Origin of the sequence: Teretinema zuelzerae (genome assembly GCF_021021555.1) — a bacterium.
GTDB lineage: Bacteria > Spirochaetota > Spirochaetia > Treponematales > Treponemataceae > Teretinema > Teretinema zuelzerae.
On record NZ_JAINWA010000003.1, the window covers coordinates 404,092 to 427,407 of the forward strand.

At 52.5% G+C, this 23,316-nt stretch carries 19 protein-coding genes and 5 tRNA genes; 13 read left to right on the forward strand and 11 right to left on the reverse strand.

Features of this window, described 5'->3' with window-relative positions:
- Position 1 precedes the first annotated feature (1 nt).
- A complete protein-coding gene (gene tsaB, locus K7J14_RS09150) occupies positions 2 to 667 on the forward strand; it encodes a tRNA (adenosine(37)-N6)-threonylcarbamoyltransferase complex dimerization subunit type 1 TsaB (RefSeq protein WP_230755509.1) in 666 nt (221 codons plus the stop codon).
- Positions 648 to 1,811 (forward strand): HD domain-containing phosphohydrolase, encoded by a 1,164-nt coding sequence (locus K7J14_RS09155; protein ID WP_230755510.1) that lies wholly within the window; start codon positions 648 to 650, stop codon positions 1,809 to 1,811. Before tsaB ends, K7J14_RS09155 begins: the two co-directional genes overlap by 20 nt.
- Here the strand turns inward: K7J14_RS09155 and csrA are convergent.
- The 5 genes from csrA to K7J14_RS09180 are packed head-to-tail and all read right to left on the reverse strand — an operon-like array spanning position 1,797 to position 6,098.
- Positions 1,797 to 2,024, reverse strand: coding sequence for a carbon storage regulator CsrA (csrA, locus tag K7J14_RS09160; protein WP_230755512.1), 228 nt, complete (start codon positions 2,022 to 2,024; stop codon positions 1,797 to 1,799). The genes K7J14_RS09155 and csrA overlap by 15 nt on opposite strands.
- On the reverse strand, positions 2,024 to 2,467 hold the full coding sequence (gene fliW, locus K7J14_RS09165; RefSeq protein ID WP_230755514.1) for a flagellar assembly protein FliW: 444 nt from the start codon (positions 2,465 to 2,467) through the stop codon (positions 2,024 to 2,026). Before fliW ends, csrA begins: the two co-directional genes overlap by 1 nt.
- Before the next feature lie 11 nt (positions 2,468 to 2,478).
- Positions 2,479 to 3,723 carry a flagellar hook-associated protein 3 gene (locus tag K7J14_RS09170; RefSeq protein ID WP_230755516.1) on the reverse strand — a complete coding sequence of 415 codons (1,245 nt, stop codon included), beginning with the start codon at positions 3,721 to 3,723 and terminating at the stop codon, positions 2,479 to 2,481.
- A gap of 10 nt (positions 3,724 to 3,733) precedes the next feature.
- Complete coding sequence (flgK, locus tag K7J14_RS09175) at positions 3,734 to 5,611, reverse strand: flagellar hook-associated protein FlgK (protein ID WP_230755518.1); 1,878 nt, start codon at positions 5,609 to 5,611, stop codon at positions 3,734 to 3,736.
- Between the two features lie 10 nt (positions 5,612 to 5,621).
- Positions 5,622 to 6,098 carry a hypothetical protein gene (locus K7J14_RS09180; protein WP_230755520.1) on the reverse strand — a complete coding sequence of 159 codons (477 nt, stop codon included), beginning with the start codon at positions 6,096 to 6,098 and terminating at the stop codon, positions 5,622 to 5,624.
- 121 nt (positions 6,099 to 6,219) lie between these two features.
- On the opposite strand from K7J14_RS09180, the gene K7J14_RS09185 reads away from it, so the two are divergent.
- Both K7J14_RS09185 and K7J14_RS09190 read left to right on the forward strand, forming a co-directional pair.
- Positions 6,220 to 6,291 (forward strand) — tRNA-His (locus K7J14_RS09185).
- 64 nt (positions 6,292 to 6,355) lie between these two features.
- A tRNA-Arg gene (locus tag K7J14_RS09190) sits at positions 6,356 to 6,429 on the forward strand.
- A 214-nt stretch (positions 6,430 to 6,643) separates the two neighbouring features.
- Here the strand turns inward: K7J14_RS09190 and K7J14_RS09195 are convergent.
- Positions 6,644 to 8,650, reverse strand: a complete 2,007-nt coding sequence (locus K7J14_RS09195) for a M13 family metallopeptidase (protein ID WP_230755522.1) — start codon at positions 8,648 to 8,650, stop codon at positions 6,644 to 6,646.
- 416 nt (positions 8,651 to 9,066) lie between these two features.
- Between K7J14_RS09195 and K7J14_RS09200 the strand changes: the two genes are divergently transcribed.
- The 6 genes from K7J14_RS09200 (at position 9,067) to clpX (ending at position 12,722) form a co-directional block, all read left to right on the forward strand.
- Positions 9,067 to 9,139: transfer RNA gene (locus tag K7J14_RS09200), tRNA-Lys, on the forward strand.
- 81 nt (positions 9,140 to 9,220) lie between these two features.
- A tRNA-Leu gene (locus K7J14_RS09205) sits at positions 9,221 to 9,300 on the forward strand.
- Positions 9,301 to 9,341: 41 nt separating this feature from the next.
- Positions 9,342 to 9,413, forward strand: a tRNA-Gly gene (locus K7J14_RS09210).
- Positions 9,414 to 9,515: 102 nt separating this feature from the next.
- Positions 9,516 to 10,877, forward strand: a complete 1,362-nt coding sequence (gene tig / locus K7J14_RS09215; protein WP_230755524.1) for a trigger factor — start codon at positions 9,516 to 9,518, stop codon at positions 10,875 to 10,877.
- Positions 10,878 to 10,879: 2 nt separating this feature from the next.
- A complete protein-coding gene (gene clpP, locus K7J14_RS09220) occupies positions 10,880 to 11,497 on the forward strand; it encodes an ATP-dependent Clp endopeptidase proteolytic subunit ClpP (RefSeq protein ID WP_230755526.1) in 618 nt (205 codons plus the stop codon).
- A complete protein-coding gene (clpX, locus tag K7J14_RS09225) occupies positions 11,478 to 12,722 on the forward strand; it encodes an ATP-dependent Clp protease ATP-binding subunit ClpX (RefSeq protein ID WP_230755528.1) in 1,245 nt (414 codons plus the stop codon). The genes clpP and clpX overlap by 20 nt, the downstream gene beginning before the upstream one ends.
- Before the next feature lie 44 nt (positions 12,723 to 12,766).
- On the opposite strand, the gene K7J14_RS09230 is transcribed toward clpX, so the two are convergent.
- Positions 12,767 to 13,903, reverse strand: a complete 1,137-nt coding sequence (locus K7J14_RS09230) for a glycosyltransferase family 4 protein (protein ID WP_230755530.1) — start codon at positions 13,901 to 13,903, stop codon at positions 12,767 to 12,769.
- Positions 13,904 to 13,979: 76 nt separating this feature from the next.
- Here K7J14_RS09230 and K7J14_RS09235 point away from each other — a divergent pair, with 76 nt between their 5' ends.
- Entirely contained in the window at positions 13,980 to 15,236 is a 1,257-nt protein-coding gene (locus K7J14_RS09235; RefSeq protein ID WP_230755532.1) for a DEAD/DEAH box helicase, read from the forward strand.
- Between the two features lie 17 nt (positions 15,237 to 15,253).
- Here the strand turns inward: K7J14_RS09235 and K7J14_RS09240 are convergent, their stop codons facing one another.
- The 4 genes from K7J14_RS09240 to K7J14_RS09255 all read right to left on the reverse strand — a co-directional run bounded on the left by K7J14_RS09240 (position 15,254) and on the right by K7J14_RS09255 (position 20,581).
- The gene (locus K7J14_RS09240) at positions 15,254 to 16,972 is read right to left on the reverse strand and encodes a hypothetical protein (protein WP_230755534.1); all 1,719 of its coding nucleotides are present in this window, start codon (positions 16,970 to 16,972) and stop codon (positions 15,254 to 15,256) included.
- Positions 16,973 to 17,003: 31 nt separating this feature from the next.
- Complete coding sequence (locus K7J14_RS09245; RefSeq protein ID WP_230755535.1) at positions 17,004 to 18,137, reverse strand: glycosyltransferase; 1,134 nt, start codon at positions 18,135 to 18,137, stop codon at positions 17,004 to 17,006.
- A 72-nt stretch (positions 18,138 to 18,209) separates the two neighbouring features.
- The gene (locus K7J14_RS09250; protein ID WP_230755537.1) at positions 18,210 to 19,352 is read right to left on the reverse strand and encodes a glycosyltransferase; all 1,143 of its coding nucleotides are present in this window, start codon (positions 19,350 to 19,352) and stop codon (positions 18,210 to 18,212) included.
- The gene (locus K7J14_RS09255) at positions 19,349 to 20,581 is read right to left on the reverse strand and encodes a glycosyltransferase (protein WP_230755539.1); all 1,233 of its coding nucleotides are present in this window, start codon (positions 20,579 to 20,581) and stop codon (positions 19,349 to 19,351) included. Before K7J14_RS09255 ends, K7J14_RS09250 begins: the two co-directional genes overlap by 4 nt.
- 71 nt (positions 20,582 to 20,652) lie before the next feature.
- On the opposite strand from K7J14_RS09255, the gene K7J14_RS09260 reads away from it, so the two are divergent.
- Both K7J14_RS09260 and priA read left to right on the forward strand, forming a co-directional pair.
- A complete protein-coding gene (locus K7J14_RS09260; protein ID WP_230755541.1) occupies positions 20,653 to 21,330 on the forward strand; it encodes a uracil-DNA glycosylase family protein in 678 nt (225 codons plus the stop codon).
- Positions 21,330 to 23,300 carry a replication restart helicase PriA gene (gene priA / locus K7J14_RS09265; protein ID WP_230755544.1) on the forward strand — a complete coding sequence of 657 codons (1,971 nt, stop codon included), beginning with the start codon at positions 21,330 to 21,332 and terminating at the stop codon, positions 23,298 to 23,300. Before K7J14_RS09260 ends, priA begins: the two co-directional genes overlap by 1 nt.
- Positions 23,301 to 23,316 lie beyond the last annotated feature (16 nt).

Below are 23,316 nucleotides of genomic sequence, written 5' to 3' on the forward strand. Positions count from 1 at the left end.
GATGAACATCATCGCGATAGACACTATTACCCCTGCACTTTCTGTATCCGCGAAGGGACCGAAAGGTACGGCGACTATAGAGCTTGAAGAGTCGGGACAGCACGCCCAATCGATAATCCAGATTTTGGATACGGCAGTCTCCCTCGCAGGTTTCTCCGCGAAAGAGACCGAATTGGTCGTCTGTCCGTCGGGACCGGGGTCGTTCACCGGACTGCGATTAGCCTGGTCCGCGGCCAAGGCGATTCAGCTGAGCGCAGGCTGCCCGATGAGAGTTATTCAAGCTCTGGATTGCTATGCGCGACCTGTGCTCCATTTCCCCGGATTAGTCGCGTCGGTTCTCGACGCAAAAAAGAACAGATTCTACGCTCGCTTGTACAGACAGGGAAGCCCCTGCTCAGAGCCTCTCGATATTTCGCCGGAAACTTTTTCCGGCTATGCCGACCCCGAAGAGCAGATTCTCGTCGCGGGACCGGATTCCCGGGAATTCTCGGACAAACTGAGGGATTTTTCGCCGTTGCTCTCGGTCCAGTATGTAAAAACAGGCCATATTGGAATCGCTCGCGAGCTGCTATTAATTGCGGATTCCAATCAATTACAGTATACTGAATACGTGACCGAGGATTCAGGTCCCTTATATGTGAGGAAAAGTGACGCAGAAAACGGATAAGACTGACGAAGGAATATTGGAAGAACTACCGGAACTCCTCGAGGAATGCGCGTTATACGATGAACACGACGCTCTTGTTCCCGAGCCTTTAGAGGAACGCACGCACCGCAGAACGAAAGAAACCGTCGGAATCATCCAGCTTTTAAACAATCCGAACATTCCGTTGATGATACTGGATAAGAATTTAAGCGTCATTCATACGACGCCGAAGACTCATCAGCTTTTTTCAGATTATTATCGCATTACTGAACGCCCTTTTTTCAATATATTCCTCAATACGCTTGAACTGAAAGAAATGCAGGATTTCCTGGTTGCATTGAAATCCTTCGAGCGGGGCTACACTTGGTCCGGAACTTTGCGGCATAAAACTCCGACGACAAAAACACTGTATACTCATACGATAATCAGCCCGCTGTTTTCAGCATCCGGAAGCCTTGCCGGCTATCAGGTATTCTTCGAGGACATCTCGCACGATCATTTCAAGCAATTGCAGTCTACTTTTAAGAGCATCCTTGAAGCGGCAAAGCTCAAGGATAACGATACGGGAATGCACGATGAACGCGTCGGCTATTATTGCCGAAAGATGGCCGAATATTTATATGCCATAAAAAAATACCCCCAAATCGATCCGGACTTTATCGACAATATCGGATTTCTCGCATGCATGCACGATGTGGGCAAAATCGGTACGCCCGATTACATTTTGCAAAAACCGGGAAAGCTGAACGAGCAGGAATGGGAGATTATGAGGGAGCATACGATCAACGGAACGTTTATACTATCGTCCTATCCCATTCCCATGGCCAAGGAAATAGCGCTGAGCCACCATGAGTGGTGGAACGGCAACGGTTACCCGTTCAAGCTCGACGGAGAGATGATCCCTCTTTCAGCAAGAATAGTAACCATTGCGGACGTATACGACGCGCTGAGAATGAAACGAACATATAAAAACGAATGCACGCACGAAGAAACAGTAGCGAAAATCCTGGAAGGGAAAGGGACACAGTTCGACCCGAATCTGGTGGATGTATTCACCAGAATACATCAGGACTTCGACGACATATGGCTGCTTTTAAGGGATAACGGCAATCCCGGAGCGGTCATGAGAGACCGATCTCCGGAATACGGATCATTGATCCAATAAGATTCCGGACAAGCCTGAAAGATCCGGCTGCGAAACGGCGGCGGCCTGGTTTTCGCTCTTGATCGCTTCAAATACTTCATGTCTGAAAACTTTCACCGATTTAGGGGCTTCCACTCCGATTTTAACCTGATCTCCGCGGATTTCTATGATAGTCACGGAAATATCGTCTCCGATCATTATCTTTTCATTAATTTTTCTCGATAGTATCAGCATCAGCGGCCCCGCTTCGAAGCCGATTCGGCGGCGATATCGTGTTTAGTCTGCCAACGCGGATCGCTTAAGACAGCCTGCAACGCCTTGTTGTTTTTCTTGTTTACGATCAAGGGACCCTGCAGATTGGCGGTTATAGGAGATCCGTTACCGGGGATCGTTACGAGGACAAACACCAGAACGTCCGAAGGAGAATCGATTTCAAGGGACGAAAGAAGGGAGTCGTCGACATCGATTTCATAATCGGGGCGGAAAATGAAGGGATCGAGGACTAAAAAGGCCAAATCTTCTTTTTCAAGGGATTGAACCCAGATGAAAGGTTTTTGCTCGGCGTCCAGCAGAGCAAATCGCTTGAATTGCGCAAAGCCGTAGAAACCTAGTTCAAGAGTAATTATCTGTTTTTCCACGATGGAAACGGTTCCCATCGCTTTAGTCCGAATATCCATTACAAATCACCTTATCTCATGTAGTTCAGCAATGTATTTGAGTACAGCTTGCCGGCAGTGCTGAGAGTAGCCTGCTGAGCGAGTTCGTACATCTTAAGGTCTGTGACGGCTTTTGTAAAGTCGATATCGGCTTCCCGAGACTCCGCCGCTGTCGTATTAATCTGCTGGACTTCCAGCCGCGCAATGGTCGCCTTCGTCCGTTCGTATCGCGAGCCGATGTCGGAAAGGCGCGTTGCAAGATTTCCGATTCCCGCATCGAGAGAGCCGAGAACCCTGCTTCCTACGGCCTCCTGGTCGCCCTGCATAAGGGCGTCGCGGAGAGCTATGACCGTGTCGAAAAGCGAACCTCCGGAAATCTTCGTCGAGGGGGACAGATTGTATGGAGGACGCTGGTTTGTCTTGATAATTCCGAGCGACGAAAGCGTGTCTCCGCCGGGAGAATCGGAAAGCCATAGCTGATGGGCGTCCGTCGTCTCCATATTGAGACCGTTCGTCACGGGATCAAGGTACGCTTTCACCGCGGCGCCCGAATCGTTAATCTTGGCGATTATTGAATGCACATTGTCTCCGGCGGACACAGGAACCCGGATTCCGTCTACGTCGAAGGACGAATCTGTCTTAGCAATGAATGCAGAGGCATCGACTTCCGAGAACAGCGTTTGCTGCTCAGCCCAGAAGGTTTGATTGCCGGGAAAGCCTGCTTCAAGAAATCCGAGTTCGTCGATTTCAAGCTCGGAACCCTGGACTGAGCCGTTGTAGCGAACTTCCCTTATGAGAGGATTTCCTGCACCGTCGACATCGCCGAGCACGGTCTCGAAGGGCTCGGTGAAAGATTTAGTTCCGGCAAACACGCGCGATCCGTCAGGACCCTGCACGTTCGCGTTCTGAACCAGTTCCTGCAGCAGCTGATCCACCTCGACGGCAATATTCTTCATGTCTTCGGGCGTGAAGGTTCCGTGGGCGCCAGTAAGAGCCAGCTCGCGGACCCGGTGCATGATCTGAAGAGATTGATTGACATTTCCTTCCGCGAAGGAAAACCGGTCAATAGCGGTTTTACCGTTGGTTTCGAACCGTTCCAGACGGGCGAGATAGGACTGATACCGCACCGCGTGACCCGCAGCGAGCGGATCGTCCCGGAGATTCTGAATTTTACGGTGATTTGAAATCTGGTTATTCAGATTTCCTGTCCGCGCCTCTTGTCGGCGCAGGGCGGCCTGAATATCGTCATGCTGTAAATTTGAACTGATTCGTCTCATCGGCTACTCCCTACACCTTCAACCGGTTGATTACGGTATCCAGCATTTCGTCTATAGTGGTGATGAATTTCGCCGCAGCGTTGTATCCATGCTGAAATTTGATGATATCCGCCAATTCCTCATCTACGTTCACGCCCGAGATCGAGTCTCGAAGCCCGTGGAGTTCGCCGAGGATCGCAAGCTGCGTGTCGAGAGACCTGCTCGCCTGTTCTCCCTTCAACCCGGCGCGGGTAACCGCCTCGGCGAAGTAATCGTCGAAAGTTCTGCTGTCGCCGACCATGACGGGCGTATTCCTGATCGAGGATATCGCCAAAGCGACCCGGTTGTCGCCGGGGTGCAAAGTTCCGTCGCTTTCCGCTATGCCCGCCGCGATGCTCTGCACGTCCTGCTTCATCAACGGATTGATTTCCATCCAACCGGCAGGATGAGCGATCGGAGAGACGGATCGGGAGGGATTTCGTTGCGACAAGGCATCAACGGCGTCTGCTCGATCCCAGGAATACGCGCCTTCCGCTCCCCGTTGGTCAAGGACTCCCGCATAGCCTGTCAAGAAATGACCGGAGTCCTCCATATAGCGGATGACGAAGTCGGGATTATCCGGCGATGATGATGTCGTCGCCTTCATCACCAGGCGGCCCGAATCGTCGAGGGACGAAACGACCTCTGCGCCGGAATCATTGATTCGCCGGACGACGTCCGCGACCATATCGGTAGGGAAGTAGGGAACATCGACAGTGCCCGACGAGGAGGATAGACGGATCGATCCGCTCAAGCCGATTTGCTCGCGAGGATTAAGAACGTTGGCTCCCGTAATGCGGTAAATGTATGAAGAATCATAGGCTCCATCGCCGTCGCGGTCGTAATTGCCCGCGACGTTATTGATGAAATCCTGTTCGGTGAAAAAATCCAACCCGGTTTTGCCGTTCGCTCCGGTTCCGTCGCGGTGAATATCGTTCACCAAATCCACGAAGGTCATGGTCATGGTGTCGAGATTTTGAACTTCTTCGCGGAGATCTCCGTCGCGCAAACCGATGAGCGCTCCCAGCTTGCCGCCTGAAAAACTCGCGGTTTCGCCGGAATCGCCCCAGACAACGGCGGCGTACCCGTCGTTCGTTACGCCGGATTTAAGCTCGAACACTCTTCGGGATCGCCCCTGGACAAGCTCCTGTCCGTCGACATGGATAACGTATTCTTCGTCGACATCCCTCTTATCTACTGTTATGTTGATGAGATTCGACAGTTTTTCAGTGAGAAGATCGCGGGAATCCATAAGATCGTTCGGATTGTCTCCCATTGCTTTCACTTTTACGATTTCTTCGTTCAATGCCGTTATTTGTCGGGTAATATCGTTTACCTGGGTGGTGACGGCTTCGATGTCGCCGTTAAGCATATCCCTTATACCCTGCAAGCCCCTGTACTGTTGATGAATCGAATCCACCAGGGTTTCGCCGCGGCTTAGAACGGCTTGCCTGGCGCTGCGGGAATCGGGATACAGAGAAAGTTCCTGCCATGAGTCCCAGAATTGATCCATACGAGTGCGCACGGACTGATCGGCAGGCTCGTTAAAAACCTGCTCCATCTGCAGTACATAGGAATCTCTGGTTTCCCAATATCCTTTCTGGTTCGTCTGCGCGACGATTCTCGTATCCAACAGTTCGTCGCGGAGCCGATTTATGGATTCCACCGAGACTCCCTGCCCTATCTGACCGGGGGTTTCGGCCCGGGACAGGTCGGGGCGGTATAACGGATCAGTAGCCTTCAGCTGAACCCGTTGCCGGGTATATCCTTCCGTGGAGGAATTCGACAGGTTGTGGCCTGCGGTTTGAATCGACTGGCTATGAGCGAAGAGGCTTCGCTTTCCCATCTCTATTCCGGAGAAAGTTGACATTCGGCCCTCCTTACATGGACTGGTTCAGCACGAGGCTGTCCAGATTCGGAGAGGCGATGCTCCCCCTTTTCGTGTATACCTTGCTGTTTCTGACGGGAACCAGAGTGTCCACGATTCCGGAAACGACAGCTCGAGCGTTCGTAACATAGACTCGAAGCACCTCGTTTTCGGCCCGGGATAGAAGCAGAAGCTTCCGCAGCTCTCTGAAAAGAGAGTTCACCTTTTCACGCTTCTGCGGCGGAAGCGAGGAAGTTAAACGATAAAATTCGGTATTCACATCTATATCTGCAGACTCCCCGGTCATTTCCCGGGATTTCATCTGTTCAAGATCGAGAAAGGCGTCGCCGATCCGGCTTGAAAGCATCAATTCTTTTTGAAAAGCAATCCAATCGCGGTTTCGCACAAAAGCATACATCCGCTTTTGGCAGGCGAGCAGGTTTGTTATCGTCTGAATTTCCTTAACGAGCAATTCTTCCAGATGTTTCATGAAAAAACTCCTTCATTTGAGTATCGGAAGCTGAGAATGAAACTGAACCTGAAAAAGTCTAAATCGGTTATTGACTTTTTCCGCCCGCTCTGGCACTATACTTTTCGTCACATCAGTGATGGTGGGTGTAGTTCAGGGGTAGAGCACCAGATTGTGGATCTGGCTGTCGTGGGTTCGAAACCCATCACCCACCCTACGAACGCGTCGGCGGCCGGCGATCAGCCGGCTGCCTGCGTTTTCATGAAATCGGAAAACTTGCGTTCGTAGCTCAGTTGGATAGAGCGACGGACTTCGAATCCGTAGGTCGGGGGTTCGAGACCCTCCGGACGCATAAACAACTCTTTACAATGTAAGGAGTTAGCAAATGTTGAAGGATTTAATGTTCTTCGACACCGCAAATTGTGAGCAACTTTGTGAGTAACTCTGGCTATCCTCTTTGAGAATGTGCGGATGAGTTTAAGCGGTTGAGTACAGATAATCTATGGTTTCGCGTAGCGGAACCGGTACTTTCCCCTATCGACGGGCGGTACCCGAGGTCCCGTACTCTACCAGAAGGACACGCGCTTCTCAGGAGCCGCATACAGCCGATCCCCCTCGGCGATGCCATAGGTTTCCAAAAATTTCCCGAAGTTTGAAAGAGTTCTATTCACTCGAATAACCGGAAGGCTATGGGGATCCCTGGTAGCGATCAATTTTCTCATCTTTCGAGTCTCTATCTGTCTATGAAATTGAGCAAAACCCTGAAAAAACTCGCGATAGTCGGGATTTTCCGTTCTTTCAAGAACCTTTAACGCGCATTGAACTCCGTTCAAGTCTGCTATATTCTCGTTAAGCGTCAGCGCTCCGTTATTTTTAAGCCCGAAGCCGAAACCGGACTCGATGGGCAAACCGTCAAAAAATTCCATGCATGAAACGCATCGATTGTCGTATTCGGAGCGATCGCGCTGGGTCCACCAATAGCGCTGCGCGCCGTTCGCGTCGTAATTCGCCCCGACAGAGTCGAATGCGTGGCTGATTTCGTGGCCGATAACGCTGCCGAGCATCCCGAGTTTTTTTGATTCGGAGTCATCGCTTACATATATGGGAGGCTGAAGAAAGCCCGCAGGGAAGATGATTTCGTTCCTGGACGGGTTGTAGTAGGCATTGACGGTAAAGACTGGAATCTGCCATGCGCGTCTATCAGCGTTTACAAGCAGCATTTTACGGCCCTTTTCCGTTAGAGCGAGATTGAGCACGGCAATGTTCTTACAAAGATCAGTTCCCAACGCCGCGCCGTCCTCCGCGGAATTCCACTCTTCCGGATACCCTACCTTTACATCAAGCTTATCGAGCTTTTCAATCGCGCGGGTTTTCGTTCTTTCGCTCATCCAGCCGCATGACGCAATGTCGGTTTTGTATTGTTCGACAATGCGGGCGATTAAACCCTCGACATCCCGTTTCGACTCCTGAGTAAAACTGCGCTCGACAAAGGCTTTTCCCAGATCGTTCGGAAGCCAGAAGCACGCCGCGTCGAGAGCATATTCTCTGAGCCAGTCCGGTTTGGAGGTAATATCTTTGCCTCCGTACAGCTTAGCTATAAAAGCCGCGTTCGATCGAACAAAGTTTTCCGAAAGCCATCTGCTATAACTATGAAGAAGTCTCGCCTCAGCGTAAAGCGAAAGCTCTTCCCGGTGTTCTTCCGTAAAGAAGGAAGCGCCTTTTTCAAGCATTCCCTGATCGCTAACATTAACATATTCGGGGATCCTGAATCCCATCGTCGTAAAAATATCCGCAAAATCCACAGAGCCGTACAACGTGCGGAACAAATAAAACGGATAGCTTATCCAGCTTGAATCTTTTTGAGCTTCTACCGCAGATTGCGCCGATGCCGCGATTTGAGATTCGAAAGCGTACACCGCGCGGGCCTTTTGTTTTGCGTCTGCAGGGGAACTGCCTGAAAGAGCGAACAGTTCGGAGAGATAGACGAAATAGGGATCAGAATAATTTCCCGTCCGGTAAGAAACGTGCTCCATGGGGAGAGGACCGGTGTGAGTTAAAGTCGGAACGCCGCCGCTCATCGGGTTTACCGAGAATACGAGAAGGAACGAACGTCCGAGGCCTTTGAAGCAGTTCATATCCGCTTCTATAAGATCTTTGATGCTTTGGGCGTTCCGATACTCGTCGAGGTAGGGCCGAACCGGCTCGCAACCGAGCGCGTTGCGATCTTCCATCCGGAGTACCGAAGAGTACAAATCTGAAAGACGCTGTTCCGAAGAACCCTCGCGTTGCGGAGATGAAGCGAACTCTTCGAGCATTGCAATCTGCATCTTGCGATTGTTCGAGGAGATCTCTGTAAACTGATTCCAAACCGCGTATCCCCGGGGAATGTTGCGGTTTTCCGCGAACCAGGCAGCGTTGGCCGCACGGTAATAATCTTCGCTAATGGAAGGCTTCGGCGCGAACTGTGCTGGTATCCCGCATGCAATCGGCAGAGACAATGCGAGCAAAAGAAGCAAAGACGCCGCGGAAATAGATTCCCGGCGGCGTATATCCGTTTTTATTATTTCAAGCATGAGCAGACCTCTTTTTTTATTTTTTAGTGTAAAGCCGCTACCCTCCCCCGTCAATCATTGTTTTTGCGCGATACGCTTATAGCTGGACGGACAGATTCCGCCCTTGCATGGACCCGCGTACGCGGGGGCTCCGCGCTGAGTCTTTCGCCCGGCGTAAAACGTTCTGCCTCGTCCTTGAGAAAAAAACTTCCGGCATAATTGACACTTTTTTGTATTTGGGATAATAATATCGAGCGTTGATTGACCGCGCAGGTTGATTGATGGCAGAAGCCGAGCGGGATTGAAAAACCGCGTGACGCGAAAAAGTCAAGTTGGTTCGAAAGACTGCTTGACAAAAAAAATGGTTTCCGGTATAACGGATAACCGTAAAGGATGCAAGAGAAGCCGTAAAACAGCATCAAATGCGTCGAATACCAGGGCCATTAGCTCAGCTGGTAGAGCAACAGACTCTTAATCTGTGGGTCGAAGGTTCGATCCCTTCATGGCTCAAAGAACTGTACAGAAGGTGCTTGACACAGTCTTTCCGGTTCGGTAGTATGTTGAAACTCTTAAGTAGGATTCCGAACAAGAGCGAGAGTGGTGGAATTGGCAGACACGCCAGACTTAGGATCTGGTGCTTAGGCGTGAGGGTTCAAGTCCCTCCTCTCGCAGATTCCGCCGATCGTTTTAACGTGCTGCAACATTTGATTTTGCGGGAATAGCTCAGTGGTAGAGCGCCACCTTGCCAAGGTGGATGTCGCGGGTCCGACTCCCGTTTCCCGCTCTTACTCGGAAGGCGATTCGGTGAAATCCGGATCGCCTTTTTTTATTATGCAAAATAACCGGTTAAGCCGGTACAACTTAATCAATGCAAGAGGACACCACAATGAATTTGAACAAGCAGTTCACAAAGCTCGAGAAATCGCGCGTACAGCTTGATGTTACCATCGGCAAGGAAGAAATCGCCAAAGGCTATTCCGATCTGTTGCAGAAATATTCCCGCACCATGCAACTTCCCGGATTCAGAAAGGGAAAGGTGCCCGTCGCGGTTCTTGAAAAAAAATACGGCGAAGCGCTCAAGGGCGACGTAGCCGGAGACATCATGGAGAAGGCTCTGGGAGAGATCTTCGAGGCTTCCAATGAGCACGAGCGCCCCCTCCCCTATTCCCAGCCCGTGCTGGACAAGGCCCCCGAATTCGATCTTGAAAAAGACCTTTCATTCTCCGTCACCTACGATGTATTCCCCGAGGTAAAGCTCGGCAAGGTAGACGGATTCAAGCTCGCTCTTCCGGTCGTCGCGATCGGAGACGCCGAAATGAAGGAAGAGCTTGAAGCCATTCGCGAACGGAACGCGATCGTCGTAGACTGCAACGACGGCGACAAGGCGAAAAAAGATTTCATCGCCACGGTCAATTATTCGGAACTCGACGATTCGGGAGCCGAGATCGCCGGAACCCAGCGCCAGGATTTCGTGTTCACCATCGGAACCGGCTACAACATCTTCAAGTTCGACGATGAAGTCGTCGGCATGAAAAAAGGACAGACCAAGGACTTCACGAAGTCCTTTCCGGCCGATTTCGAGGATAAGGATCTTGCGGGAACTACGAAGAAGCTCCGCGTGACCCTTACGGCTCTGAAGGCGAGAAATCTTCCCGCCCTCGACGACGAACTCGCCCAGGACGTGAACGAGAAGTTCAAAACCCTCGACGATCTGAAAGCGGACATCAAGAAGAATATGGAAACCGCTCTTGAGAACAAGATGAAAGAGCTCAGAAGCAACGCGCTTCTGGAGAAAATCGTCGAAGAGAACTCGTTCGAGCTTCCCGAGTCCATGATCGGAGCCGAGCTTGAATCAAGATGGCAGATGCTCGCCCAGCGCTTCCGCACCGACGCCGCCCAGCTCGAAAAGCTGATGATCGCCTCCGGACAGTCGAAGGCTTCCATGCTCGAATCATGGCGGAGCGAGGCTGAAAAGCTGCTGAAGAGCCGCGTTGTCGTAGAACTCCTTCTCAAGGACCGTGAGATTGCCGTTACGCCGGAAGACGTCGAAGCGGAATTCGCCAAGATCGCCGAGGGCGCCGCTATTTCCGTGGAAGAAGTGAAAAAACACTATGCGGATCCCCGCCGAAAAGAGTATCTTATCGATGACATCAAGGAACAGCGCCTGTACGCGCAGCTCCTCGAGAAGTGCACTATAACCAAGGGCGCTAAAACAGCCTTTGCTGATCTTTTCAAGAACGAGCAGTAAACATGAATGAACAAATGAACAACCTGGTACCCTACGTAGTCGAACAAACCGGAAACGGCGAGCGTTCGTACGATATTTTCTCCCGGCTTCTCAAGGACAGGATTGTTTTCATTGACGGCGAAATAAACGACGCAACGGCCGATCTGGTCGTCGCCCAGCTTCTTTTTCTGGATTCGCAGAATCCGGAAAAAGACATCAACCTGTACATCAACAGTCCCGGAGGCTCGGTAACCGCCGGCCTCGCGATCTACGACACGATGCAGCAGATCAGGTCCGATATCCAGACTTATTGCCTCGGCCAGGCGGCCAGCATGGCGGCGATTCTTCTCGCGGGCGGAAGCGCCGGCAAGCGGAACGCCCTTCCCTCTTCCCGGGTGCTCATACATCAGCCCTGGGGCGGAGTGCAGGGCCAGGCCGTAGACATCGGCATTCAGGCTCGCGAGATTATCAGGTTGAAAAAACTGACTATCGAGTACTTTTCATACCACACCGGCAAGGCGCCGGAGGTGATAGCACAGGACATGGAGAGAGATTTTTTCATGTCCGCCGAAGAAGCCAGGGACTACGGAGTGGTAGACCAGGTGATGACCCGGAGGAAGCATGGCGCGGTTCAAAAATGAAAAAGAGCAGATCTGCTCTTTTTGCGGAAAAGCAGCGGACAATTCGCGTAAGATCATAGCCGGTCCCGGAGTATTCATTTGCGATCACTGCATCGACGTATGCAAGGGAATTCTTGAAGAAGAAAACCAGCAGCTGTCCACCGAGTTCACCGGCGATATTCCCACGCCCAAAGAAATGAAGGCTCATCTCGACCAGTTCATCATCGGGCAGGAGAAAGCGAAGAAAACCCTTTCGGTGGCCATATACAACCACTACAAGCGCATAGCGAATCCGAGCAAAACGCCCGACGACGTGGTGATCGAAAAATCGAACGTCCTCCTCATCGGTCCGACCGGATCGGGAAAGACCCTTCTCGCGCGGACTATCGCGCAAAAGATGAAGGTACCCTTCGCCATTGCCGACGCGACCACTCTCACCGAGGCCGGCTACGTCGGAGAAGACGTAGAGAATATTCTTCTCAAGCTGATTCAGAACTCGGGCGGGAACGTAGCCGCCGCCGAGAGGGGAATCATTTATATCGATGAAATTGACAAGATCGCGCGCAAGGGCGAGAACGTCTCCATCACCCGGGATGTTTCCGGAGAGGGCGTTCAACAGGCCTTGCTGAAGATCATCGAAGGAACGACGGCTTCCGTGCCTCCCCAGGGAGGCAGAAAGCATCCTAATCAGGAAATGATCAAGATCGATACGACGAACATCCTTTTCATTTGCGGAGGGGCCTTCGTCGGACTGGACAAGATGGTTGAAACCCGCGTTGCGCAGCATCCCATGGGTTTCGGAGCGGACATCAAGATTCAAAAGGAGCGAAGCCTCGAAGAACTGATGGCCCAGCTTTCCCCGGACGATCTGATCAAGTTCGGCTTGATTCCTGAATTCATCGGGCGGCTTCCGATAACTGTATCGCTCAACGAACTGGTGCGAGAAGATCTCAGGCGCATACTCACCGAGCCGAAGAACGCCATAATCAAGCAGTTCCAGGCGTCGATGGACATCGACAAGGTTGAACTTGTGTTCGAAGAGCCGGCGATAGACGCGATAGCCGATCTGGCAATCAAGCAGAACACGGGAGCACGCGGTTTGCGCGCGATCGTGGAAAACATCATGATGGAAATCATGTTCGACATTCCTTCTATTGAAGGACAAAAACGTGTCGTGATAACGCGAGAAGTTGTCGAGAAAACGGTTAAACCTGAAATTAAGGTGCTGTCGCAAAAAACAGCATAATATGAAGAGGCTGTCTTGCACGAAGGTGCCGGACAGCCTTTTTTTTATAGCGTTCGAAGAGCTGATTCGATGCAGTCGACCGTTTCCCGCGCGCAGTTCTCCCAACTGAAAGAAGACACCCAGCCGGAAGCTTTCTGAACAAGGGAAGAGCGAAGGTTGTCGTTCTCGCCGTTCTGTTTGCGGACGAGCTGTTCGATGCAGGCGGCGATTTCCTCCGGATTCGTATGATCGAAGTACAGGGCGCAGTCTCCCGCGATTTCCGGAAGCGCTCCGGAGCGCGCGCAGGCGACCGGAATGGAACAGGCCATCGCTTCCAGAACGGGCATTCCTACGCCCTCAGCGGAAGAAGGGAATATGCACGCGTCCGCGGCAGAATATAATTCAGGCAGATTTTGATGAGGAAAATAGCCGGTAAGAAGAATATCCGACGACACGGGCGAATTGAGCACTTCGCGATGAACCACCTCGGCGTTGACTCCGTCGGCTCCTGCCAAAACGAGGCGATGAGGTGCGCCGGTTTTTTGTTTGAACAACGCGAAGGCCTTTATAAGCTCGACATGATTTTTCGAGGGATACGCCACTCTTGAGGCGTAAATGATGTACGGTCGTCTGATGGAAAAAGGATGTATGAGTATCGCTTCCGAGTCCGAGGTCTCTCTCGGATAGAACAGAGAAGTATCGATTCCGTGATGGATGACGGTGATTTTTTCCGCAGGGATTTTTTCGTTTACCAGGTCGTCGCGGACGCTCCGGCTGGCGGCGATGATTCGGGAGGCTTTTTTGAGCTGTCTGCGGTAGATGCCGAAAATCGCGCCGTCGTCGGAATTTCGGTGAAGATCGGATACGAGGTCTTGAACTACTACGAAAGAAGGAACATCGAACGAGAGGGGAAGAAGCTTTGTTCCGGAGGGAAACAGGACCGCGTCGTATTTTCGTTTTCGAACGAAGGAGCCGTAGGAAGCGGCGTGCCACAGACGCTCGGCAAAGAGGGAATCGCCCGTTGATACTCCGAAATAACTGATTGAATCCATTCCGGAAGTATAGGTGTACCGATCCAGCTCTGGTCCGAATAGTTCTATTTCATGGGGTATGTCGCCCAGATTCTTGATCAGGGACGACAGATAGGAGCCTGTCCCGGATCTTCCATGATCGCAACCGAAGGCATTTATGCCGATTCTCAATCCGTAATCCTCCAATCCAGCCCTTCGTATTTACCTATCATAGCACTTTTGTCCCCTTTATGCTATCCTCTGTCGTATGAATACTTTTTCCGGTCTTTCCGTGCGCACGGAACTTTGCGCAGCTCTTGAATCAAAAAAAATAACCGAACCGACCCCTGTCCAGGAGCAGGTCATACCCCGCATCATCGCCGGGGAAAATATACTTTTCCAGTCTGAAACAGGCACGGGCAAGACATTTTGCTATCTGCTGCCCGCTTTTATGAAAGCCCTTGAAATGGAAGGAAACGTTACGCCGAAAATTCTGGTGTTGGCGCCGACCCATGAACTCGCTTCTCAAATCAAGGGAGAAGCAATGTCTCTGGCAAAAGATTCGGGGCTTCCGGTTACCGCGGCGCTTTGCATCGGAGGCGCTCCGTTGAAGCGCCAGATCGAGATGCTCAAGGCGAAACCGACTATTCTGGTGGGAGGCCCCGCCAGGATAATCGAGCTTATCAGGCTGAAAAAACTCAAGGTTCACGGAATCGGCATGGTAGTGCTCGATGAAAGCGACCGGATGCTGGCTCCCGAGATGCGCGATCTTATCTCGGAAATTCTGTCTCTCATGCCCGCGTCCGCCCAGTATATTGCATGTTCGGCCACTTTGAGCACGCATCACGCCAGTTTGCTGGAAAACATGATACCCCAGGTTGAAGCGCATCAACAAGCCGAAGAGCCGGCCGAGGGCGGAGAAGAGATTGCCAAAACATCCAAAAAGGCCAAGAAACCGTACAAACTCACCCTTCTCACGCTTCCCCCGGAAGACGTGCTGAAGCGGAAAATTTCGCACTGGGCTTTTTACGCGGAAGGCCGCGATAAAATCGACACCCTGCGCAGATTTCTGCTCGCGGCGAAACAGGAAAAGGTTCTCGTATTCACCGCGGTAGCCGGACAGGTCGATATGATTGTTTCGAAGCTACAATGGAGCAAAATAGAATGCGCCGGGCTGCACGCTAAAATGGACAAAATATCGAGAAAAAAAAGCATCGACGATTTCAGGAGCGGAAGAAGCAAGGTGCTGGTCACGAGCGATTTATCCGCGCGCGGACTGGACATTCCGGACGTAACCTGCGTGGTGCAGCTCGATGTGAACGAAAACAAGGACTTCTTTATCCACCGGGCTGGAAGAACAGCCCGCGCGGGAAAATCCGGAATCAACGCGATATTCGGCGACGAAAAAGAGCTCAGATCCCTGTCGCGGATAGAAAAGAGCCTCGGCATCGTCATCTATCCCAAGGTCATTTACAGCGGCCGGATTCTCGCCGCCGACGAAGACGGCGAGCAGACCCGCGAATAACTGTACGAAACGGCTTACTAGTAATAGTACTCGAAGCCGACTGTGATGATGTTGTCGATTTCCCTTCCGCCCGCGTTTGCCTTCCATTCGGCGAGCTGCGCGGCTGCGGCGGCATCGACTGCGGCGGTATCGTCCGGATCAAGCGACGAGTCACTGGCATACACATTGCTGTTGATGCCGTCGTTCAAATTCAATTCAAAACGGTATCCAAGCTTAAAGAGCATGTATCCGCCCGTCTTCAACACGGGCAGGCGGCATTTTACGTCGAAACCGGTCTGCCAGATGTATTGCAGGGTATCCTGCGTGAGGAAGGGCGTACCATGGTTATAGGCATGTCCGGTTTTCGTATACGATGAGTTGTTCACCGAACCGTCGGTGACGTAATCGAGCGAGCCTGCCACATATTCGCGAACCCAGTCTTGTTGGATGTTCTCGTTGACATTGCCGTGTCTGATGAGCGTGCCGACAATATCTACGTCGAGCTTCTCCAGAGGGGTAACGGTTACGGAAAGATTCAAGCGGTCGGAGTTCGGCTCAAGCGACGCTCCGAGAGCCTGTCCCGCATGGGTGTAATTCTGATAGTTCGGCGCTGAGGAATCGAGAGAGTCGCTTTCCTTATGCGAATAGGTGTACGGAGTGACCATGGTGTAATCCGCTTTGAGGAAGCGAAGCATCGGATGGATTTTAGGCGCCCAAGAAGCCGCGAGCTGGCCCGCGATGCGCCATTTCTGGTCTTTGTTGAACCGGATGACGTCGTTGAAGCCGATATCGTCGGTGTACAGCACTCCGTCGATCTTGACGCCCTTTGCGGGAAGCACCGAAAAGGTTCCGCCGATCATGCTGTTGTCCGCAAATCCGACGAGCCCCTGGCTGGTGAAGTAGACGGAAAACGGAAGAAGATAGAGGGGCTCGATCCTGTTCCCGTACACGACCGATTCGACAAGGCTGAACGAGAGCCACCTATACGGCCTCCAGTCGATGGAGTGTACTGCCAGGAATTTCTCGGGATTAAATTCGACTGGATTATCGATCGAGGTTGCGACCAGGGAATACAGGGCTGTATCGAACCCCCATTTTTCCTTGTTGATCGCTACTGTGTACTGACCGGTGTGAAACGCGCTTGAAGGGAGAATGACTCCGTTCGAATGAATGGGTCCCCAGGAACCCCTCATTAAACCAGCCTGGGCGTAATATTCCGTGTTTCCGACAGAAAAAGATGAATTAATTGAAGGCAGTATGTAGAACGGCCCGGCCTTTACCTGATCTTCGATAAGGTCCTTCGATGATAGCGTATTAGAGGGCAACAGTTCGTTGTTCGGAAGGCGGTTGATCGCCCATCCGTCTATGGACGCGCTGACGGAGAAGAAATCTTCAATCTGATAATTCGCGTCGAGGGCCATCGCGACGCCGAGCTGTTTCGAGCTGTCGGCTAGGTTGTATGCGGCTTCAGTTCTGACGCCGGGAGACATTACCCTTCCGAAGATGCGATCAAGATGTTCACGGGCGATTGCGCGGTCCGAATTATCGCCTTTTTCGAGCACGATCTGAAGGATTTCCTTAACCATCTGCATGGGATACGGACGGGATGAAGGAAGATTCGTAACCAGGCCGAGCGTTTCCCACCTATTCAAATCCGTATAAAAAAAATCGTCCGGATCCGCGGAAACTTGCGAAAACACAGAAGAGGAAAAAACAATAAAAAGCAGCGCAATCACGGCTGTATTTCGAATTCTCATAACGATCCACTCCTGCTAATAAAGGTTCGATTTAATAATCATGAATGAAACGGACGATGTCGTCGATGCCGTTTCGTATCTGCAAGGCGTCTATCTTCTCGAGAACAGACGAGTTCAATCCGGAATTTTCAAGAACGTTTCTCGCCTGCGCGACTACTTTCGCAGGATCCGAATAATACCAGCCGACCTTGTTTTCTACTATAAAAAGCATGTTGCCCCGTTCCTGAGGCCTGATAAAGGTGCTCAGAATAACCGGTTTTCGAACTGCCAGGGCTTCCATCACGGTGGAAGGGCCGCCCTTGGTGACGATGCAATCCGAAACGTTCATCAGATCGCTCATAAAATCGACGAAGCCGTACACCGACAGGCGTCCGGGAGGAAGGCGCGAAGAGAGGGAGTCGAGAGACTTCTTTAAAAGCCTGTTTTTCCCGCAAACTACTGCGATATGGACTCCTAAATCCTGCTTCAGGAAGGCCTTCACTAAGTTCCCTGCGCCTTTCAAGCCCTCTCCGCCTCCGGCGATGAGAATAATTTTCGTATCGGGGGAAAACCCGAGGCGCTTGCGGGCGGCTTGTTTTTCTTCTTCTGTAAACGGCTTGGAGAAGCGGGGGGAAAGCATAAACGGGAACAAATGAATTTTATCCGCCGGGAAGGAGTATCGGTCGGTCGCCTCGCGAAGCAGCTTGCGGGAAAATACGATAAGTTCGGTGCGTTTTTCATAAAACCATCCGTAGTGCGCAGAAAACGGATCCATCACCACCGTGATCAGGGGAATCGACGGGTCGACGGAGTCTATCGCGTCGCGGGCCATGGTCACCAGAAGGGAATGGAGAACGACAACCTTGGTGATGCCTTCCCTGCGAATGAATCTGGCCAGGTTTGTCGAGATCTGGCTCGACATGACCGGCTTGAGAAGGCGAACTAAAAAGGTATTGCGCGTCAGATAGTAAAAAAGGACGTAAAACGATTCGAAATAATTCGTGGAAAACTGGTAGCCGAATTCGAAAAAGAACCGATGATGGCGCATCCTGCCGGTGAAGCCGTCATGAAGAACGGGGACCGAGGTATCGCTATAGGATTCGCTCAGCACCCGGGAAATGGCTTTTGCGCCTGAAAGATGGCCTCCTCCTGTTTTAAGATACAGGAGCGCAATTTTCTGTTTCATGTGTGCCACAATATACCCTGAAATAAGGGCATGAACAAGGGTGATTCAGAATTGCTTGAAATCACTTGTCCCCTACCCTTTTTTGAATGAATGAATAAAGCGGGCTACTTCTTCAAGTCCGTTGCGGAGAGCGAGACGGTCGATTCGGGATCGTATTTTCTCCCGAAGGGAAGAATCTTCAAGTATTTCATAAGCTTTATCCAATATCTGCCGGGGCTTGGTCAGATGCCAGCCTGCGCCGGAGTTTACGGCGAAAAGAACGTTTCCCCATTCCTGGCCGCGTATAAACGTCGAAAATATGACCGGCTTCTTTGCCGCAAGGACTTCCATTACGGTCGAGGCGCCGCCCTTCGTTATAACGCAATCGGCGATATTCACCAGATCGCACATGAACGGAACGAAGCCGTACACCCTTATGTTTTTTGCGCGTTTCGACTCTGCGATGGCTTCAACCCGCCGGCGGAGGATCGAGTTTTTCCCGCAAACGACGACCAGGGTTTCGGATCGTTCGTCGTCTGCGAAGCGCGAAACAAGGCGATCGGCCTTTTTCAGCCCCTCCCCGCCTCCCGCGACGAGAAGGATCTTCCCGTCCTGCGGAAATCCGAGGCGTTCTCGGGCGAGACGTTTTTCTTCTTCGGTATAAGGCTGGTCGAATTTTCTCGAGAGGATGAAGGGAAATACATGCAGGCGGTCTTCGGGGAATCCGTGCTTTTCGATCGCTTCCGCTCTGAGTTTCTCTGAAAAAACGACGAGGTTATTCCGTTTTTCGTAAAACCAGAGGCCGTGAGCGGTGTAAGGATCAGTTACGACGGTTATAAGGGGTATAGACGGATCGACGGCGTCGAGGGCGGCTCTGGTGATCAGGATCAACACTTCGTGAAGGCATACGACCTTCGTGATGTTGTTCGACCGGAAAAATCTGATGAGATCGGTGATGCCGTGGACGGAAATCAGGTAGTTTCCGAAATGAATCGCGATCGGCCAGGCAGTCATTCTATAAAAAAGGACGTAGCCCGACTCGAAATAATTCGTGGTGAGCCTATACCCGTCTTCGAAAAAAAACCGGGACGCCTTCATGCGCTCGCTGAATCCGTGATGCAGGACAGTCCCGCAATCGTCGGGAAACAGGCGGTTTATTTCTTTTTCCAGCGCGCGCGCGGGAGCGATATGTCCGCCTCCGGTATTCATGTACAAAAAGGCGATCTGTTCCTTCATTTTCGGAAACCTTTCGGATGGTCCGAGATGAGACCGCGATAGATGCGTTCCAGACGCTTCGCCATGGTTCCGATAGTCCATGATTGGGCGTGGACGCGCGCTTCTTCGACCTTGCGCTCGTACAAGGCGGGATCTCCGAGGAGGTCGCATACGCGCGATGAAAACTCCGCCGGATCGTTTTTCACCATGAAGCCGCCGTTGTCGCCGCCCATTACGGTTACAGTTCCCATCTCGCCTATCGCGACGACGGGAATGCCGGAAAGCATCGCTTCGATCGTGACGAGACCCTGTGTTTCGGTGCGAGAGGGAAACACGAACAGTTCAGACATCGCGTAAACGAGAGCAAGGTCTGATCGATCGAGATAGCCTGAAAAAACGCAATGCTCGGCTACTCCAAGATGTTCCGATTCTTCGACGAACCGGGGAAGATCGGGACCATTTCCCGCGATGAACAAGAGGACGTCGGGATGCTTCTCTACGATTCCGGGCAATATGCGCAGGAGAAAGGAAAGGTTTTTTTCGTTGCCGACCCTTCCGGCGAAGAGAAGGAGGCGTTTCCCCGCGATCAGCGGATATTTTTCCTCCATCCTGCGCCTGAAATCTTCTACTTCGCTGGGGTGCTTGTTGAAAAGGAGCGGATCGATGCCGGTAGGCAACAGATGCGTTTCCTGTTTGATTTTATACCGCTTCAATACTTCAAGAATTTCCGCCGAGGGAGCGATGATCGCGTCCGCGCGCTTTGCCATGTTCCGGATGATATGCCTGGCGACGCGCCTGAGCAGGATTTCCGGCACATAGGGGATGTAATTTGCGGCGTAGTCCTCCCAGAGCGTATGAAAGGTATATACGACGGGGAGATTATGCAATTTCGCGTAGTAAAAACCGAATTCCCCTATCACGAATTCGGAGTTGACATGGATAATATCGGGATTAAAGGCGTTGAGCTGTTTGGACACCCAAAACCATTTATGGAACTTAGCCAGACGGTCTTCCCGGGATATCGGCAAGGGATAGGAAGGGACCCGGATGACGACGGGATCCATCTCGTTTTCGCGCTTGTCCATGGTGGGGGTCGACATGCGTTCGACAGCCTGCGATTCGGGATAAAAAGAACAAATGATGACCACTTCATGGCCGAGGCGGATGAGCTCTTTCGAGAAAGAATCCACGGAGACGGTGACGCCGTTGACGCGCGGCCAATATGCGTCGGAAAACATGACTATTTTCAACAAAAGCCCCTTTTTTCCGAGTATATCATATTATTGCGCCCCGGGGAATTCAGGATATAGTGGGGACACTCATGAAAGCTCAGGAAAAATCAGACATATACGACTTTTTAACGCTCGCACAGGGTTGGGTCGAAGGCAGGAAAATCGAAGCGAACCCGCCGGTTTTCCGGGATTCGCCGGACCCGGTTCCGTTCTGCCCGACGCATCGGGACTTCGCCGAGGCGCTTGAAAGCTGCCGCCGATGCGAAGATCAAAGCGGGAAGCCGCATCCGGGATGCGGAACCTTCGAACCGGGCGCCGTTGAGGTGCTGGTAGTATCCGAGCGTCCGCTGAACACTGACGAAAGCTCTCCCGAATATGCGCTCCTTTTAAAAATGCTTTCAGCAATAGCTCTCGATCCGGGTACGAATTGCAGAATCACCGCGTTGATCAAATGCGCAGACTCGCAGGAGTCTAATACCGGAAGATTCGGCGCGGACGGTTGCGCGCCCTGGTTCGAAAGCGAGCTTCGTCTGATTTCGCCTCTGGCGGTTCTGTCGCTCGGAGAAGGCGCGGCGAGGCTTCTGGCAGGAAGCTCCGAACCCGGAGAAATGATGTTCGGCAGGAAGACCCTCTGGAAAGGAACCCCTGTTATCGGAACCTACCATCCGGCCGATCTGCTCGCCGATCCCCAGCTGAAAAGACCGGCTTGGGAACATTTGAAGACGCTGAAAACAATACTCGATTCGGCCGGCAGGAGAGACTTCTGATGCCCGCCTGGGTTGAAGTCGTTTTGAATGTTCCGGTCTATCAATCGTTCACCTATAAAAATCCGGCTCCCGGGGAAAGCCTTCTGGGGAAACGGGTAGAAGTCAGATTCGGTTCGCGGATCCTGATCGGCTTCGTTATAGCCGACAGGGAAGAGCTTCCAGAGAATTTTCCGCTTGAAAGCTCCGCGGTCAAGCCGATTCTGCGGGTCGTCGACAAGGAATGCCTCTACGGTCAAAACGAGGCCGACCTATCAGCATGGATCTCCTCGTTCTACCTCTGCGCTCAAGGAGAGGCGCTTTCGGCGATGCTGCCCTCCGGTAAGCGCGAATCCTCGGGTCCCGGATTTTCCTTCGAGGACGAAGAGTTCGCGGACCTCGCGGTCTCGCTGTCGGAAGAACAGACGCAGGCCGTGCGCGGGATTCTCGACGCGGAAAGCGGAACGCCCTCCTACATCTACGGTTTGACCGGGACAGGCAAAACAGAGGTATTCCTCCAGGCCGCGGAAGAGATACTCAAACAGGGGAAAGGGGTCATCTACCTCGTTCCGGAAATCGCGCTTACCCATCAGGTGATAGAGGCAGTCGCGAAACGGTTCGGAAAGACCGCCGCGGTGCTGCATTCGGGGCTTACCGGCAGCCAGAAGCTGACCGAATGGATGCGCCTGCGCCGTGGAGAGGCCCGCGTCGCCGTGGGCGCCCGAAGCGCGGTATTCGCTCCCATCGAGAACCTCGGGCTCGTCATCATCGACGAGGAACACGATAACTCATACAAGTCGGGCACGACTCCCCGCTATCACGCGCGGCAGGTCGCCATGCACCGCTGCGCCCGCGCGGGGTGCGCCCTGGTTATGGGAAGCGCGACGCCCTCGCTCGAAGCGTGGCATCAGATGAAAAACGGACGTATCCGCACCTTCACGCTCACCAAGCGTTTATCCGGCGGAGCCCCGCCGGAAATCAAAATCGTCAATCTGGGAGGAGCCGACGGAGCCCTCTCGGATGAACTTGTAACAGAAATTCAGGCGACGAAAGAAGCGGGACGCCAGACGATACTCTTCCTTAACCGCAGAGGTTTTACGCATTTTTTCCGCTGCAATACCTGCAGCTATGAAATGAAATGCAAAAACTGTTCGGTTCCCCTCACCTGGCACAAGGCTCAGGGAGTCATGAAATGCCATTATTGCGGCCTTCAGCTCGCGCCTCCGAGGTCGTGCCCGGAATGCGGATCGCTCGACGTCGGATACGCGGGATTCGGAACCGAATTCATCGAAGACGAGGTGGCTCGAACCTTTCCGAATCTCTCCGTAAAGCGTCTCGATACCGACTCGCTCGGCGAGAAGGGAGCGCTGAAAAGCGTGCTTGACGAATTCAGATCGGGAAAAATCGACGTTCTGCTGGGTACGCAAATGATCGCGAAAGGCCTCAATTTCCCCGGAGTTCGCCTCGTGGGAATCGCGCTCGCCGATACGGGCCTGCATATGCCCGATTTCAGGGCGGCCGAGCGGACGTTCGCGCTCATCGTACAGGTCGCAGGAAGGGCCGGCAGATTTTTTCCGGACGGAAGAGTCCTCATTCAAACATGGAATCCAAGGCATCCGGCCATCGTCCATGCGTCGAAAATCGATGTGGAAGGCTTTTACGATTGGGAGCTCGAGCAGCGCGAAGAGCTCGGGTTTCCGCCCTTCTCGCGGCTTATCAGGCTCGTATTCCGGAGCAAGGATCAGGGAAAAGCCGAGGCCGCGGCCGAGGGCGCGGCGAAAATAATGGAGAAGCTGCTGCCGGGCGAATGCGAGCTGATGGGCCCTTCAGAGTGCCCGCTCGCGCAGGTTTCGGGGAACTGGCGCCATCATTTGATTCTGCGGGGAAAAACGCTGGGGCCGCTTCTGAAGGCTGCCCGTTCCTTCCAGACAGGTTATAAGCCCCTGCCGGGGATTCATCTCGAAATAGACGTAGATCCGGCTGCTCTTCTGTAGGACGGACGGAGATGCC

Excerpts from the sequence above, each read along its gene's own strand:
- tsaB (WP_230755509.1), top strand. The coding sequence starts at position 2 with ATGAACATCATCGCGATAGACACTATTACCCCTGCACTTTCTGTATCC.
- K7J14_RS09250 (WP_230755537.1), bottom strand. The coding sequence starts at position 19,352 with ATGAAGGAACAGATCGCCTTTTTGTACATGAATACCGGAGGCGGACAT.
- K7J14_RS09260 (WP_230755541.1), top strand. The coding sequence starts at position 20,653 with ATGAAAGCTCAGGAAAAATCAGACATATACGACTTTTTAACGCTCGCA.
- flgK (WP_230755518.1), bottom strand. The coding sequence starts at position 5,611 with ATGTCAACTTTCTCCGGAATAGAGATGGGAAAGCGAAGCCTCTTCGCT.
- K7J14_RS09180 (WP_230755520.1), bottom strand. The coding sequence starts at position 6,098 with ATGAAACATCTGGAAGAATTGCTCGTTAAGGAAATTCAGACGATAACA.
- clpP (WP_230755526.1), top strand. The coding sequence starts at position 10,880 with ATGAATGAACAAATGAACAACCTGGTACCCTACGTAGTCGAACAAACC.
- clpX (WP_230755528.1), top strand. The coding sequence starts at position 11,478 with ATGGCGCGGTTCAAAAATGAAAAAGAGCAGATCTGCTCTTTTTGCGGA.
- K7J14_RS09195 (WP_230755522.1), bottom strand. The coding sequence starts at position 8,650 with ATGCTTGAAATAATAAAAACGGATATACGCCGCCGGGAATCTATTTCC.
- tig (WP_230755524.1), top strand. The coding sequence starts at position 9,516 with ATGAATTTGAACAAGCAGTTCACAAAGCTCGAGAAATCGCGCGTACAG.
- K7J14_RS09170 (WP_230755516.1), bottom strand. The coding sequence starts at position 3,723 with ATGAGACGAATCAGTTCAAATTTACAGCATGACGATATTCAGGCCGCC.
- fliW (WP_230755514.1), bottom strand. The coding sequence starts at position 2,467 with ATGGATATTCGGACTAAAGCGATGGGAACCGTTTCCATCGTGGAAAAA.
- K7J14_RS09245 (WP_230755535.1), bottom strand. The coding sequence starts at position 18,137 with ATGAAACAGAAAATTGCGCTCCTGTATCTTAAAACAGGAGGAGGCCAT.
- priA (WP_230755544.1), top strand. The coding sequence starts at position 21,330 with ATGCCCGCCTGGGTTGAAGTCGTTTTGAATGTTCCGGTCTATCAATCG.
- K7J14_RS09235 (WP_230755532.1), top strand. The coding sequence starts at position 13,980 with ATGAATACTTTTTCCGGTCTTTCCGTGCGCACGGAACTTTGCGCAGCT.
- K7J14_RS09240 (WP_230755534.1), bottom strand. The coding sequence starts at position 16,972 with ATGAGAATTCGAAATACAGCCGTGATTGCGCTGCTTTTTATTGTTTTT.
- csrA (WP_230755512.1), bottom strand. The coding sequence starts at position 2,024 with ATGCTGATACTATCGAGAAAAATTAATGAAAAGATAATGATCGGAGAC.